The sequence below is a fragment of the Serinicoccus chungangensis genome (genome assembly GCF_006337125.1).
Taxonomy (GTDB): domain Bacteria; phylum Actinomycetota; class Actinomycetes; order Actinomycetales; family Dermatophilaceae; genus Ornithinicoccus; species Ornithinicoccus chungangensis.
Map to the genome: position 1 here is coordinate 2,200,136 of NZ_CP040887.1, position 13,166 is coordinate 2,213,301.

The 13,166-nt window shown below is 75.1% G+C and carries 14 protein-coding genes; 3 read left to right on the top strand and 11 right to left on the bottom strand.

Going from position 1 to position 13,166, the window contains the following annotated elements:
* Nucleotides 1-126 precede the first annotated feature (126 nt).
* From FHD63_RS10025 to FHD63_RS10060, 8 genes are all read right to left on the bottom strand, one after another.
* The gene (locus FHD63_RS10025; RefSeq protein ID WP_139721937.1) at nucleotides 127-786 is read right to left on the bottom strand and encodes an HAD family hydrolase; all 660 of its coding nucleotides are present in this window, start codon (nucleotides 784-786) and stop codon (nucleotides 127-129) included.
* A 106-nt stretch (nucleotides 787-892) separates the two neighbouring features.
* Nucleotides 893-1,315 carry a hypothetical protein gene (locus FHD63_RS10030; protein WP_139721938.1) on the bottom strand — a complete coding sequence of 141 codons (423 nt, stop codon included), beginning with the start codon at nucleotides 1,313-1,315 and terminating at the stop codon, nucleotides 893-895.
* Nucleotides 1,316-1,416: 101 nt separating this feature from the next.
* Nucleotides 1,417-1,848 (bottom strand): pilus assembly protein, encoded by a 432-nt coding sequence (locus tag FHD63_RS10035; protein WP_238705614.1) that lies wholly within the window; start codon nucleotides 1,846-1,848, stop codon nucleotides 1,417-1,419.
* 2 nt (nucleotides 1,849-1,850) lie between these two features.
* Nucleotides 1,851-2,237 (bottom strand): TadE/TadG family type IV pilus assembly protein, encoded by a 387-nt coding sequence (locus FHD63_RS10040; RefSeq protein ID WP_139721939.1) that lies wholly within the window; start codon nucleotides 2,235-2,237, stop codon nucleotides 1,851-1,853.
* Between the two features lies 1 nt (nucleotide 2,238).
* Nucleotides 2,239-2,442 carry a hypothetical protein gene (locus FHD63_RS10045; RefSeq protein ID WP_139721940.1) on the bottom strand — a complete coding sequence of 68 codons (204 nt, stop codon included), beginning with the start codon at nucleotides 2,440-2,442 and terminating at the stop codon, nucleotides 2,239-2,241.
* 25 nt (nucleotides 2,443-2,467) lie between these two features.
* Nucleotides 2,468-3,397: a type II secretion system F family protein gene (locus FHD63_RS10050; RefSeq protein ID WP_139721941.1), complete on the bottom strand. Its 930-nt coding sequence runs from the start codon at nucleotides 3,395-3,397 to the stop codon at nucleotides 2,468-2,470.
* Complete coding sequence (locus FHD63_RS10055) at nucleotides 3,394-4,260, bottom strand: type II secretion system F family protein (protein WP_139723089.1); 867 nt, start codon at nucleotides 4,258-4,260, stop codon at nucleotides 3,394-3,396. Before FHD63_RS10055 ends, FHD63_RS10050 begins: the two co-directional genes overlap by 4 nt.
* Nucleotides 4,260-5,492 (bottom strand): TadA family conjugal transfer-associated ATPase, encoded by a 1,233-nt coding sequence (locus FHD63_RS10060; protein ID WP_139721942.1) that lies wholly within the window; start codon nucleotides 5,490-5,492, stop codon nucleotides 4,260-4,262. Before FHD63_RS10060 ends, FHD63_RS10055 begins: the two co-directional genes overlap by 1 nt.
* Before the next feature lie 209 nt (nucleotides 5,493-5,701).
* Between FHD63_RS10060 and FHD63_RS10065 the strand changes: the two genes are divergently transcribed.
* Nucleotides 5,702-9,502, top strand: coding sequence for an FtsK/SpoIIIE domain-containing protein (locus FHD63_RS10065; protein WP_158296749.1), 3,801 nt, complete (start codon nucleotides 5,702-5,704; stop codon nucleotides 9,500-9,502).
* A 6-nt stretch (nucleotides 9,503-9,508) separates the two neighbouring features.
* Here FHD63_RS10065 and FHD63_RS10070 read toward each other — a convergent pair whose 3' ends face one another.
* The gene (locus FHD63_RS10070; RefSeq protein ID WP_139721944.1) at nucleotides 9,509-9,745 is read right to left on the bottom strand and encodes a DUF1059 domain-containing protein; all 237 of its coding nucleotides are present in this window, start codon (nucleotides 9,743-9,745) and stop codon (nucleotides 9,509-9,511) included.
* Nucleotides 9,746-9,830: 85 nt separating this feature from the next.
* Here FHD63_RS10070 and FHD63_RS10075 point away from each other — a divergent pair, with 85 nt between their 5' ends.
* Nucleotides 9,831-10,679: a sigma-70 family RNA polymerase sigma factor gene (locus tag FHD63_RS10075; RefSeq protein ID WP_139721945.1), complete on the top strand. Its 849-nt coding sequence runs from the start codon at nucleotides 9,831-9,833 to the stop codon at nucleotides 10,677-10,679.
* Nucleotides 10,680-11,133: 454 nt separating this feature from the next.
* On the opposite strand, the gene FHD63_RS10080 is transcribed toward FHD63_RS10075, so the two are convergent.
* Together FHD63_RS10080 and FHD63_RS10085 are read right to left on the bottom strand one after the other, a co-directional pair.
* A complete protein-coding gene (locus FHD63_RS10080; protein WP_139721946.1) occupies nucleotides 11,134-11,571 on the bottom strand; it encodes a hypothetical protein in 438 nt (145 codons plus the stop codon).
* Nucleotides 11,572-11,640: 69 nt separating this feature from the next.
* Entirely contained in the window at nucleotides 11,641-12,438 is a 798-nt protein-coding gene (locus FHD63_RS10085) for a GNAT family N-acetyltransferase (RefSeq protein ID WP_139721947.1), read from the bottom strand.
* Between the two features lie 121 nt (nucleotides 12,439-12,559).
* On the opposite strand from FHD63_RS10085, the gene FHD63_RS10090 reads away from it, so the two are divergent.
* Nucleotides 12,560-13,165 carry a PGPGW domain-containing protein gene (locus FHD63_RS10090; RefSeq protein ID WP_238705615.1) on the top strand — a complete coding sequence of 202 codons (606 nt, stop codon included), beginning with the start codon at nucleotides 12,560-12,562 and terminating at the stop codon, nucleotides 13,163-13,165.
* Nucleotide 13,166: the final 1 nt, after the last annotated feature.

The window sequence follows — 13,166 nt, forward strand, 5'->3', positions numbered from 1 at the left end:
TCGTGTGCAGTCGTGGCCCCAGGAGGGCCATCGGCGCGCACAGAGCAGGCCACGCGGGCGACACCGCCGCCCAGCGTGTGCAGTCGTGGCCCCTGGAGGGCCACCACCGCGCACGAACCTTCGGCCTCAGCGCCCACGCAGGTGCACGCGGACCCCGGCGTCGGTGACCTCCAGGCGCACGTCCGCGAGCGAGTCGACGGCGAGGTCGGCCTGACCCTCGAGCTCCTCCCGGGTGTGGGTCGTCAGGACGGCGAGGGTCGCCGCACCCGCCGCCCGACCCGACTCCAGACCGGCGACGGCGTCCTCGACGACCAGGCACCGCGCGGGGTCGGCGTCGAGGTGGCGGGCCCCGATCAGGTAGGGCTCCGGGTCCGGCTTGCCGCGGGTGATGTCGTCGGCGGTGACGACGACGGCCGGGGCGCTCAGCCCGGCGGCGTCGATCCGGAGCACGGCGAGCTCGCGCCCGGCGGACGTCACGATGGCCGCGCGCGACCCGACCGCCGCCAACGCGTCCACGGCACCGGGGAGCGCGACGATCCCGTCCAGGTCCTCCAGCTCGCGCCGGTCGATGTCGGCGGTGGCGGCGTCCGCGTCCAGGTGGGGGGCCACCCGCTCGACGATGCCGCGGCTGGTCACCCCGTGGAAGTTGCCGAACCGCGCGAAGTCGACGCCGTGGTCGGCGGCCCAGGAGCGCCACGAGCGCTCGACCGGCCCGGACGAGTCCGTGAGGGTGCCGTCGTTGTCGAAGAGGACCGCGTCGAAGGTCTCCTGGGTGATGTCGCGCATACCGCCATGCTGTCAGGCGACGGCGCACCCCGCCCAGGAGGTATGCCGCCGGCCGCGCCCCCGCTCGTGTGGACGAGCCACCGACCGGCCGGTCGGAGACGCCCGGTCAGGGGTCGATGTCCGAGCGGGCCGTCGAGGTGACCGTGATCGAGACTCCCCCGCCCACGGCTCTCAGCACGGCGGTCACGACAGGGACCTCGGCCTGCCCGGTGACGGTCACGACCGCCGTGCGCCCGTCGGGGGTCCCGGTGCCCGACCCCACGGCCCAGGAGACGACGCGGGTGGGCATGACGCGTCGCTCGAGGTGGGCCGACGCGGCCTCGACGACCGTCGCATCGCTCAGCGGCGGGCCGGAGCCGATGCCGCCCTCGTAGACCTGCGCCTCGGCCAGGGCGTCACTCGCGTCGAGCGCGGCGGCGTCCGCGGCGTCCAGCAGCTGGATGCGGCTCAGCTGCACGGACGTCACGCCCACGACGGCCATGATGATCGTCAGGGTGATCGCCACCATCCCGATGAGCAGGATGCTCATCTGTCCGGCGTCGCGCGCCGGTGCGACCCGCCGAGGTGACCCGCCGAGGGACCGGAGGGCACGACATCTCCGCGGGTCCCGGCCCTCGGCGTGGAGGGCGGTCACGGGGTGCCCGCCCGGAACTCGTCCACCGTCTCCAGGTGGCTGGCGGTCAGCGTGACCGTGGTCGGGAGCCGGTCGCGCATGAAGTCGGGCACGAGCGGCAGCTCGACGCTGACCTGGGAGTCGGCCCGCACGCTCCCGCCGGGTGTGAGGCACCCGCTCTGCCCGCACGAGAGCTGCACCGTGCCCGCCCGCGGCTCGAAGCCGTGCGCGCGGTAGACGAGCCCCGCCGCCACCTGGGCCCGGGCCGACGCCTCGGCGGCGTCCTCCGCGGTCACGAACGCCCGGCCGGCCTCGCGCGCGGCGGCGGTGACGGCATACGCCCCGGCCTGGATCCGTCCGACGGTGCCGACGAGGTAGAACAGCGGGACGACGAGCAGGACCAGCAGGAAGGCGACCTCGACCGTCATCGAGCCACGCTCGGCGCGCACCCTCACTGGTCCTCCGCGTAGGCGTGGCCGACGACCGTCATCGACTCCCCCGGCCCGAGCGGGCCGAAGATCGGCAGCGGCATGGTCGCGCTGACCTCGACGACCGCGACCCCGTCGACGACGGTGCGTCTCGCGGACACCGTCACCCCTGGGCCGCCCCCGGTCAGGCTGGAGGACAGCAGCTCCTGTGCCCGGCGGGCCCCGTCGGCCGGGGAGGCGTCCGCCCGAGCCCCGGCCCTGGCGCCCTCGACGACGTGGGCGGTGGCCGTGTTGTGCAGGTGCAGCCCGAACGCCAGCTGCACGACGGCCAGCATGAGGACGCTGACCAGGCCCGCCAGCATGGCGAACTCGGCGGCGGCCGCTCCCCGCTCGGCAGAGCCGCCGGACATCTCAGGGGCCGGTGACAGCGCTGACCGCGTTGGTGAACAGGCCGGTCAGCAGGGGCTCGGCGACGAGCCACAGGGCGGCGACCAGCCCGGCGGTCATGATGGTGATGAGCACCCACCCGGGCACGTCTCCGCGCTCGGGCTCCTCGCGCCATCGACGTACGCGCTGGCTGAGCACGGCTGACGCGGTGACGAATCGTCGGATCATCGGACTCTCCTCGGTGAGTGGACCTTCACATCGCCAGGCGCAGCATCGTCACGCCTGGGAAGACGGCGAACAGCACCGTCACGGGCAGGATGAGGAAGACGACGGGGACCATCATGCTGATCTCCCGCTTGCCGCCCTCCTCGATGAGCTCCTGGCGGGCCGCCTCGCGCGCGTCCGCGGCTTGCGCCCGGAGCACCTCGCCCAGGGGCGTCCCGCGCTGCAGGGCCACGACGAGGCCGTCGACGAAGCGGATGATCGGCCCGATCCCGGTGCGCCGGCTGAGCCCGTGCAGCGCCTCCGGGAGGCTGGCTCCCGTGCGGGCCTGGGCGAGGCACAGGTCGAGCTCGGCGGCGAGCTCGCCGCGGGACAGCCTGGCCACCCGCTCCAGCGCCTGTGCCGTCCCCTCCCCCGCCGTGACCGACAGCGCCAGGAGCTCGGCGACAGCGGGGAACTCGGCCATGATCTGGCGCTCGCGCCGTGCCGCCGCACGGCTGAGCAGGTGGTCCCGGAGCATGACACCGGCGAGGAAGGCGCAGCCGACCAGCAGCAGGACGACGCCCGGACTCGTGCCCCGGGTGAACCACAGCAGCACCCCGAGCAGCACCGCGACCGCGGCGCACAGGACTCCCCACACCACCTGCTGCACGCGGAACGCCTCGACGTCAGCCGTCCGGCCGGACCGGTGCAACCGGGTCCGCACCGACTCCTCGCCGCCGAGCACGCGGTCCAGGAGACGCGCGGCCCGGGCGGCCACGGGAGCGAGCAGCTCACCGGCCCGCCAGGGACGCGAGTCGTCGAGCACGAGCAGCCGGGACTGACGAGGAGGTCGGTCGAGATAGGGCTCGATCCGGTCGGCCAGCCTGACCCGACGCGCGACCGGGAGGCCGGCCCAGGCCAGCAGGAGCCCGCACGCGAGCACGAGCCCCAGCAGTGCTCCCCACCAGGCCCCGGTCATCGCAGCACCCTGGTCTCCTCGGGCAGACGCCCGATCGCGACCATGACCCGGTAGGCGACCAGGGTCAGCCCTGCTCCGACCGCGAGCACCACTGCCCCGGCGGGTGTCCCGTAGGCCTGCAGCGTGCTCCCGCGCGTGGCCAGGAGGAGGAGCACCGCCCACGGGGCCGCCATGGCCAGCCGTGCCGCGTTGACGGTCCAGGACTGGCGCGCCTCGAGCTCCGCCCGCGCTCGCGCATCGTCCCGCAGGAAGGACGACAGCGTCCGCAGCACCCGCCCGAGGTCGGTGCCCCCGACGTCCCGCGCGATCCGGAGGGCTTCGACGAGACGGTCCGCGACGGGGTCGGCCATGCGGTCCTTGAGCAGGTCCAGGCTCTCCGAGAACCGCCCGGTGGCCCGGTAGTCGTGCGCGAACTCCTCGAAGGCCGGACGGAGCTCCTCTGGCCCCCGTTCGGCGAGCTGGACCAGCGCCTCGGGAAGGGCCAGACCTGCCCGGACGGCGGACTGCACGTGGTCGACGGCGTCCGGCCAGACCGTCCGCAGCCTGGTCCGGCGACGCCGGGCGCGGGCCGCGACCACCGCGACGGGCAGCCAGCTCGCCATCACGGCGAAGCACACGCTGACGGTCCACACCCGGGTGACGGCGAACATCAGCAGCAGCACCAGGAGCCCGGCCGTGACGCACAGGACCAGCAGGGTGCGCGCCCCGAGGCCCCGGACCCCGGCCAGGACGATCTGGTCCTGCAGCCGCTCGAGCCGCCTCGCTCCCGGGCGCCTGCCCACGCGGACAGTCCGCGGCCAGAACGACCACCAGATGCTGGCGAGCCCGAGGCCCAGGAGGAGCCCCCAGCCCGCGCCCTGCATCACGGTCTGCTCCCCAGCAGGGTGGCGAGGTCGAACCCCGCTCGGGCGAACCGGTCGACGTGCGGGGGGAAGCCGTCGGCACGCACCAGGTCCGCCCCGGACCGGACGAAGAGGTCGGCGATCTCGACGATCTCCCCCTCGGTGCGGCCGGGCAGGGCCACGATCTCCCGGACCTGGCGCGCGCCCTGCACCTCCAGGGCCAGGTGCACCACGATGTCCACCGAGCTCGCGACCGTGGGCACGACGAAGCTGCTGCTCACGTTGGACCCGGCGAGGAGCGGCAGGGTGCACATCTTGGTGACGGCCTCCCGGGCGGAGTTGGCGTGGATGGTGCACATCCCGGGCAGACCGCTGTTGAGCGCGATGAGCAGGTCCAGGCTCTCCTCCTGACGCACCTCGCCCACGATGATGCGCCCCGGCCGCATCCGCAGGGCCTCCTTGACCAGGCGCCGCAGAGGGATCTCCCCGGTGCCCTCGAGGCTCGGCTGCCGGCACTGCAGGGCTGCGACGTCCCGGAGGTTGACCTTGAGCTCGAAGACCTCCTCGCAGGTCACGACCCGCTCGCCCGCGGGGATGGCGGCCGTGAGGCAGTTCAGCATCGTCGTCTTGCCGGCCTGCGTGCCGCCCGCGACGAGGACGTTGAGCCCGGCGGCCACGGCTGCCTCCAGGAACCTCGCAGCCTGCTCGGTCAGCGTCCCCAGCCGCACCAGGTCGGACAGCTCGTCGGCGGCGACGACGAACTTGCGGATGTTGACCGCCCAGTGCCGCCGGGTGATGTCCGGGATGGCGACGTGCAGCCGGCTCCCGTCGGGAAGGCTGGCGTCGACGAAGGGGCTGCTGAGGTCGACCCGGCGGCCGGAGCTGCGCAGCATCCGCTCCACGAGGTCGTGCACCTGCTGCTCGGTGAGCAGGGTGGGAGTGAGCTCGGAGCGACCGTTGCGCGCCACGAACACCTTGGTCGGCTCGTTGACCCAGATCTCCTCGACGGACGGGTCGTCGAGGTAGGGCTGCAGCGGGCCGAATCCGGCGACCGACTCGAGCAGCGCCCGGTGGGCCTCCTTGCGGTCGGCGAGCGGCACCAGCCCACCCACCAGTGACCGGTCGTCGTAGTCGTCCAGGACCTCGCCGATGAGGTCGCGCACCGCCTCGTCGTCGCGGGACGGATCCAACCGACGTCGACGGATGAGCTCGCGGACGTCGTCCTCGAGCAACTGCAGCGCTGTCGCCGACATGGCCCCTGCTCCCCTGTCGCTGGCGAAGCGGTGCCCGCCCGGCACCCTGCGCCCCGCTCGTCCTACCCGTCGACGCCGGGCCCTGAGCGAGGCCCCGACGACCCTCTGCGGCATCACTGTATGACGTTCCTCACGACAGCGGAACCTCTCGACCACAGCCTGTGGACAACGTCGGTGACGCAGGAATCGACCTGCGCACCATGGGCCTCATGAGAGTCATCGTCACCCGGGTCGTGGCCGGGCAGGTCCGCTTCCTGGCCGTCCAGGCACCGGACGACGCGACCGTGGACCAGCTCGTCCTGCGCCTCGGCGCCGGCAGGGCGGGGCAGCCGGAGACGGAGCACCCCCGGGACCGGAGCGGCCCTGTCGCGCCGATCCCGCTCGTGCACGGCACCGAGCTCGACGGGCCCTCGTGGCCGGACCCGGAGCAGGCCCCCAGCGGACTTCCCCGCCTGGTCGTCGCCACCGGTCCGGACGCGGGCGGCTCGGTGCCGCTGCCTCCCGGACGCTGGGTCACCCTGGGGCGGGACCCCCGGTGCGACCTGACCATCGCCGACCCAGGCCTGTCGCGGCGGCACGTCCGGGTCCGGCAGGACCGCGACGGGGTTCGGGTGGAGGACCTCGGATCCACCAACGGCATGACCTGGGAGGGCGGTCAGGAGGGCGGCCAGGAGGGCGGTCAGGACGGCGGGCAGGAGGACCGGGAGTCGCTGTGGCCCCCCGGTGGCCGCCTCCTCGTCGGCGGCTCCGGGGTGGTGCTCGTGCCACGTCCCCCCGCCCCGATCCGTCAGGCGGTGTCCGGCGGTCGTCGCGAGGTCGAGCCGTGGCCACGGCCGACCACGGCCGTGCAGCCGCGCGAGTTCTCGACCCCTGCGGCACCGGACCGGCGTCCGGTCCGGGCCCCGAGCGTGTGGACCTGGACGCTCCCGCTGGTGGTGGCCCTGGCGGTCGCGGTGGTGCTGCGCATGCCCTGGTTGCTGCTCTTCGGCCTGCTGGGCCCGGCGATGATGCTCGGCCACCACCTGGGTGACCGTCGGGCGGCCCGCCTCGAGCACGAGGAGGGCCTCGCCGCCCGGGAGGCGCTCGGCGCGGCCCACCGGGCTCAGGCCGAGGGATGCCTGCGGCAGGAGCTCGAGCTGCTGAGACGGCAGCATCCCGGGCTCGTCGGCGTCGTGACCAGCCTGGTCCCGTACCCCTCCCTCGGCCTGTGGCAGCGGGCCGCCGAGCCGCTGTCCGTCACGCTGGGTGAGCACCCGTGCGACTCGACGGTCCGGCTGGAGGGGCGGGCGCTGCGGCACGAGGCGGCACCCCTGCCCCTCGCGCTCGACGGCCCGCTCGTGCTCGCCGGGGACCGGGTGACCAGGGACGGGCTGGCACGGGCGCTGCTGCTGCAGCTCGCCACGGCATACCCGCCCGGCACCTGGACGCTCGTCGTCGACCCGGACCGCCCACCGGGGCCTGCGTGGGACCTGCTGGCCTGGCTGCCGCACACCCGCACGTCCGGCGAGCGCGTGGACGGCACGCCGGTGGTCTGGGGCCGGGACCTGGTCCTCGTGGACGACCTGTCGCAGGCACCGGCGGGGGCGACCCGGGTGCACGTGCTCGACCCCACCCACGGCGTGCTCCAGCTGCCCGGCCGTCCGGACCTGCCGTTCCGCCCCACCACCCTCGGGCTGGCCCGGGCGCGCAGCCTGGCGCTGACCCTCGCCCCGCTGCGGGGACGTCAGGCGGTGGACGCGGACGACGGCACCCCCGTCCTGCCCGGGGAGTCCCCACCCCTTGGGGCGGTGCTGCCCTGGCCGACGACGCCCGACGAGGCGGCCGCGGGCTGGAGCCGCCCCGGCACGGACGTGCCGATCGGCACCGACGCCGCGGGATCGGTGGTGGGGCTCGACCTCGTGCGCGACGGACCGCACGCCCTGGTCGCCGGCACCACGGGCGCAGGCAAGTCCGAGCTGCTGCGCACCCTCGTGACCGGTCTCGCCCTGCGCTCCTCCCCCGCCGACCTGGCCCTGCTGCTGGTCGACTTCAAGGGCGGCTCCTCCCTCGGCGACTGCGCCCGCCTTCCCCACGTGACCGGGCTGGTGACCGACCTCGACCCGCACCTGGCGGCGCGGGTGCTGACCTCGCTGCAGGCCGAGCTGACCCGCCGGGAGGCCCGGTTGGCCGAGGCCGGCGTCAAGGACGCGCGGGACCTTCCCGGCCTGCCCCGTCTCGTCGTCGTCGTCGACGAGTTCCGCGTGCTGGCCGAGGAGGTGCCCGAGGTGATGTCGGGTCTGGTCCGGCTCGCCGCGGTGGGCCGCAGCCTGGGGGTGCACCTGGTGCTCGCCACCCAGCGGCCCGCCGGCGTGGTCGGGGCCGACCTGCGGGCCAACGTCAACCTGCGCATCGCCCTGCGGGTCCGCGACAGCACCGACTCCCAGGACGTCATCGAGACACCGGCTGCGGCGCTGCTCCCCGAGGGGCGGCCCGGGCTCGCCCTCTGGCGCACGGGCGCCGACGCCCCCCGCGCGGTCCAGGTGGCCCGGGTGGGCCCGCCGCTGCCGGCCGGGGGGTCGGCGTGGCGGGTGACGACCGCCCACGACGTGTGGGCAGCGCGGCGCCTGCTCGACCCGGCCGAGGAGCAGCAGGAGAGCGAGGACGGACTCGTCAGCCTGGCCGAGGTGCTCCCGGCGGCCGCCCGGCGGCTGGGGGCGGAGCCACCGGTCGTGTGGCACCCGCCCCTCCCGGCGCGGGTCGAGGCCGTCCCCGACGCGCCGGGCGCGTGGGGCCTGGCCGACCTGCCCGCCCGCCAGCGCCGAGAACCGCTCTCGTGGTCGGCGGAGGAGCACCTCGCGGTCATCGGGGCCGCCCGTTCCGGTCGCTCCACCACGCTGCGCTCGGTGCTGTCCCGCACCGCCGGCGCCTGGGCCGTCGTGCTGGACCTGGGCCGCTCGTTGGCGGCCACCGAGCTGCGGCACCATCCGGGGCTCCTGGGGTGGGTGGAGCCGGACGACCTCGCCCACGGGCTCCGGGTGCTGGACCGGCTCGACGAGCTCGTCCGGGCCCGGCAGGCGGCCGGTGCCGGCGACCGGCCACCGGTCGTCCTGGCGGTCGACGGGTGGGACCGGCTCGTCGACCTCTTCGAGGGTCTGGAGCGCGGCCGCGGCGTGGAGGTGGCGCTGCGCATCCTGCGCGAGGGCCCGGCCGCCGGCGTCGTCGGGCTGGTCACCGGTGACCGCGGTCTGCTCCTCGGCACGATCGCCTCGCTGCTCCCGCACACCTGGGCGCACCGGCTCAACGACCCGGGCGACCTGCTCCTGACCGGGCTCCGGCCCCACCAGATCCCCGTCGACCAGCCCCCCGGACGCCTGGTCGATCTGCGCGACGGGGTCGAGGCGCACGTCGCGCTGCCCGCCGGTGCCGTCCTCGGCCCTCCACCCGCGGGACCCCCTCCGCTGGTATGCCGCCCGCTCCCCCGCCGGTGGTCGCCGTCCGGTGACGATCTCTCGGCCTGGGCGGTCGGGGGTGACGAGGCGCGTCCGCTCGGGCGACCGGACGGGTCGGTCGTGGTGCTCGGGCCGCCCGGGTCGGGCCGCTCGCACGCGCTGGCGCTGCTCCGGCGCGGGCGCCCGTCGCTGGTCGTCGACCCCGCCGACCCGCCGGGTGACGACCAGGTCGACGCTCTCGTCGCCGGTCTCGGGCCCGACGGGGTCGTCGTGGTGGACGACGCCGACCTGCTCTTCCACACCCCGGTGGAGGACGTCCTGGTCCGGGCGGTCACGGCATACCGGCCCGCCCTGGTCGTCGCCGCCGACATCGACGCCGCCGCCAGCGCCTTCCGGGGTCTGGTGCCCCTGGCCGCGCGCCACCGCACCGGGCTGCTGCTCCAGCCCGGTGCGCCGAGCCAGGGGTCCCTGCTGGGGGTCGCCGTGCCCGTGGGCGACCTGCCCCTGCCCGGGCGCGGGGTGCTCGTGCAGCGCGGGCGCTGCACGAGGGTGCAGCTGGCGGCCCCCGACCCGGACCGCTGAGCCCGCTCAGTCCTCCGGCAGGGCGGCGAACTGCTTCTTCATGCCGAGGTACCACCCCAGCGACGTGGCCGGCCGCTTCCAGCGACCGCGCATGTCGGCGTTCGCCTGCTCGTGCGCGGCATCGCCCGCCGCGACCGCGTCCTTGAGGTGCTGGTCCTGGGCGTTGATCACCTCGTCGGCGTTCTCACCGCGGTGGGCCAGGTCGCACGGGCCGCCCAGCTGGCGGCAGGTCATGGTCTTCATCTCCGGTCCTCTCGGTCGTGCGGTCACACGTCGGTGCCCGCGCTCGTCATGAGGGTGACGGATCCCGACGTGGAAGTGTGACCTCATGGACCAGACCCGCGCCTTCGAGGTGGAGCGGCCACGCCTGGTCCGCATCGCCACCCAGGTCCTGCGCGACCCCGAGGAGGCACAGGACGTGGTCCAGACCGCCTGGCTGCGTCTGCACGAGCGCGGGCAGGGCGCTGACATCGAGAACCTGCCCGGGTGGTTGACCACCGTCACCGTGCGGCTGTGCCTGGACCGCCTGCGGGCGCGGGTGCCCCGCCCGGTGGACCCGCACGAGCCGCTGGCCGACCGCCAGGTCGAGACCGTCCCCGACCCTGCCGAGGACGTCGCGCTCGCCGACACCGTCGGCGTCGCCCTCCAGGCGGTGCTGGACCGGCTCACGCCGACCGAGCGGGTCGCCTTCGTGCTGCACGACACCTTCGGGGTGGACTTCCCGACGATCGCCGGCATCCTCGACCGCACGCCGACCGCCACGCGCAAGCTCGCCTCCCGGGCCCGCGCCAAGGTCCGGCAGCCGGTGGACCCCGTCCGGCGGGCCGACGCCGTCGTGGTCGACGCGTTCCTGGCGGCCGCGCGGCGGGGCGAGTTCGCCCGGCTGCTGGAGCTGCTGGCCCCCGACGCGCTCGTCGTCGGCGACGACGCCGCGGTGCAGGTGGGCACACCGGCCCGCATCGAGGGCCGGGAGGCCGTCGCGCGGATGTTCGACGGTGGTGCCGCCGCGGCGCTCCCGGTGCTCGTCGAGGACCGGCCGGGGGCCGCGTGGTTCCTGCGGGGTATGCCGCAGGTCGCCTTCGACTTCACCGTCGAGTCCGGGCTGGTGCGGCGCATCGACTTCCGCGCCGAGCCGGACCTGCTCGCGCGCCTGCGGCGGCGCGCGACGAGTGGCTGACCACGCCGGTCGCCGGGCCTGCTGACCACTGCGGTCGCCGGGCCTGCCGCCCGCCGCGAACCGCCGGGCCTGCCGACCGCCGGGCTCGCCAACCTCCGGGTCTGCCAACCGCCAGCGGCTAGCGGCCAACCGCCGGGCGCCCCGTCGACCCGCGGGATTCCCGCGCCACTGAGGGCCGCTTCGTCAGCTCCCCACCACGTCGTCAACTGACAGCCGCCTCGAAGGGGCTGTCAGTTGACCACCCGGTCGTCGGTGGACGTGTCGGCTGTCAGTGGCCTTCTCGGCTCTCAATGGCCGCCCCCTGACCTTCTCTGCGGCGACGGCGCGCCGGCCCGGCTGCGGGGGCCGCTCCAGGTGCTGGCCCGAACGGCCGGGACCGATCCGTGACGGCCGGGACCGATCCGTGACGGCCGGGACCGCTCCGGGACGGCCGGGGCAGGGACGGCCGCCGGGGTCAGCGCTCCTCGAGGCGCCCCATGAGGAAGGTGGCGACGACGGCGGCCACGCCCATCCCGAGCACGCCCGCCCCGACCCACCAAGGCGCCAGCGGCAGCAGCGCGATGCCGAGCGGCACCATGAGGAAGTTGAAGGCGATGGCGGGTGCCTGCGAGCGCGGGTGCCGCCGCAGCAGGCCGAGCGAGGTGTAGGCCAGGCCGATGACGAAGACCACCATCGTCACCACCGACATGATGACGACGATGAGGTCCTGGCCCTCCCCCAGCGCCAGCTCGACGAGGTAGAAGATCGCGAACCCGGTGACGACCAGAGCCTCCAGCGCCACCAGCGCCGACGCGGTCCGGCCGGCGGTGAGCTGGCGCGGGGTCGGCGGGCCGAGCGGCTCGGGCCGGGGGTCGGGCCCGGGGGCCGAGGATGACGGGGACGACGCGCTCACCCTCCCATCGTAGGTTCGCACCGTGCCCGCCCGGCGGGCGCCGGCCAGGACGCGGTGACCGGACCGGGTCTACCCCGGCTCCGTGGCCGGGGCCAGCTCACGGGTGTGGAAGCGGTGGGCCACGGCATACCCCAGGCGCTCGTAGAGCGCGACGGCACCGAGGTTGTCGGTGAGGACCCCCAGGGTCGCCACCCCGGCCTCCTGCACCGCGCGCGCGGTCAGCTCCAGGGTGAGCAGCTCACCGATGCCCTGACCGCGCACGTCCGGGCGGACGAGGATGCCCGCGAGGTGCGGCATACCCGAGGCGAGCTCGTGCAGCGCCCCGACCGCGACGACCTCCTCGGCGCCGTCCTGCACCGCCAGCCAGGTCGTGGCGAAGCCCCAGCCGGGGAACCCGAGGTAGCGCCCGTCGCTGTGCGCCGTGGCGAAGGCCTCGATCGCCGCGGCGTCGTCGCGGTCGGCCAGCTCCTCGACCCCGAGCCCTCGCTCCTGCAGCTGCGCGCAGGCGTCGACGTCGGGGGCCTGCTCGGTCCACAGGAACGACCACCGCCCCGAGCCGTAGCAGGCGTAGGGGTCCGGCACCGACAGCGGACGGTCCGGCGCGGTCGAGAACCACTCCAGCGCCAGGTCCTCCCCGCCGGCCTCCACGATCGCCTGCAGGGCGCCGGTCTCGGCGCCCGCACCCGACCCCGACCCGACGACGGCGGCCCCGCCCCAGTGGCCGGAGCCGGGACGCCAGGGCCCGACGCACGCCCAGCCCTCAGGCGCGGCGACGGCCACGATCTCGTTGCTCGTGGCGAAGCGCACGAACGGGTCGTGGTGGGAGATGGTGAGCAGCTCGTCACGGTCGACCTGGCTCCATGTCACGGGCGGTAGCCTGCCACAGCCCGACGGACGGGGTGCAGATCCCCCAGGGGTATGCCGTCAGATCCCCAGCAGGACGGCCGCGGCTCGCGTGCGGGCAGCGGCTCGCCTAGGCTCGTCCCTTGTGAACGCCGCCGCCAAGAGGATCGCCCTGGAGACCCTGGGGTGGATCGTGCTGGTCGCCGGCATCCTCATGCTGCTTCTGCCCGGTCCCGGCCTGCTGGGGACCTTCGCCGGCCTGTGGATCTTGTCGACGCAGTACGCCTGGGCACGACGGTGGACCAACCCGGTGAAGTTCCGCGCGCTGCGCGGTGCCGCCGAAGGGGTCGAGACCATCCCGCGCATCGTCCTGTCCGCGCTCATCGCGCTGGGCCTGGTGGGGGTCGCCGTGGTCTGGCTGATCGGGCCCCCTCCCCCGGGCTGGTGGCCGGTGGACGAGCGCTGGTGGCTCTTCGGCGGCCCTCCGGTGGCCATCACCATGATCGTCTCCAGCGCCATCGCCATCGGTCTGCTGATCTACAGCGTGGTGCGGTTCTACGGCAAGCCGGAGGCGTTGGCCGAGGTCGACCGGATGGAGGCCGAGCACAAGAAGGCCATCGCCCGGGAGCAGCGCAGGGAGGCCCGGGAGGAGCACCACGAGGCCCGGGAGGCCACCCTGGAGGCGGCCGAGGCCGACCGCGTCGCCGACGCCTCGGAGGAGGCAGCGGGCCGACGCGGCCCGTCGGCCTGAG

Bases quoted from the DNA above. Each gene is read 5' to 3' on its own strand.
- FHD63_RS10030 (WP_139721938.1), bottom strand. From the start codon at position 1,315: ATGAGCATCCTGCTCATCGGGATGGTGGCGATCACCCTGACGATCATC.
- FHD63_RS10025 (WP_139721937.1), bottom strand. From the start codon at position 786: ATGCGCGACATCACCCAGGAGACCTTCGACGCGGTCCTCTTCGACAAC.
- FHD63_RS10070 (WP_139721944.1), bottom strand. From the start codon at position 9,745: ATGAAGACCATGACCTGCCGCCAGCTGGGCGGCCCGTGCGACCTGGCC.
- FHD63_RS10060 (WP_139721942.1), bottom strand. From the start codon at position 5,492: ATGTCGGCGACAGCGCTGCAGTTGCTCGAGGACGACGTCCGCGAGCTC.
- FHD63_RS10050 (WP_139721941.1), bottom strand. From the start codon at position 3,397: ATGACCGGGGCCTGGTGGGGAGCACTGCTGGGGCTCGTGCTCGCGTGC.
- FHD63_RS10055 (WP_139723089.1), bottom strand. From the start codon at position 4,260: ATGCAGGGCGCGGGCTGGGGGCTCCTCCTGGGCCTCGGGCTCGCCAGC.
- FHD63_RS10065 (WP_158296749.1), top strand. From the start codon at position 5,702: ATGAGAGTCATCGTCACCCGGGTCGTGGCCGGGCAGGTCCGCTTCCTG.
- FHD63_RS10075 (WP_139721945.1), top strand. From the start codon at position 9,831: ATGGACCAGACCCGCGCCTTCGAGGTGGAGCGGCCACGCCTGGTCCGC.
- FHD63_RS10040 (WP_139721939.1), bottom strand. From the start codon at position 2,237: ATGTCCGGCGGCTCTGCCGAGCGGGGAGCGGCCGCCGCCGAGTTCGCC.
- FHD63_RS10045 (WP_139721940.1), bottom strand. From the start codon at position 2,442: ATGATCCGACGATTCGTCACCGCGTCAGCCGTGCTCAGCCAGCGCGTA.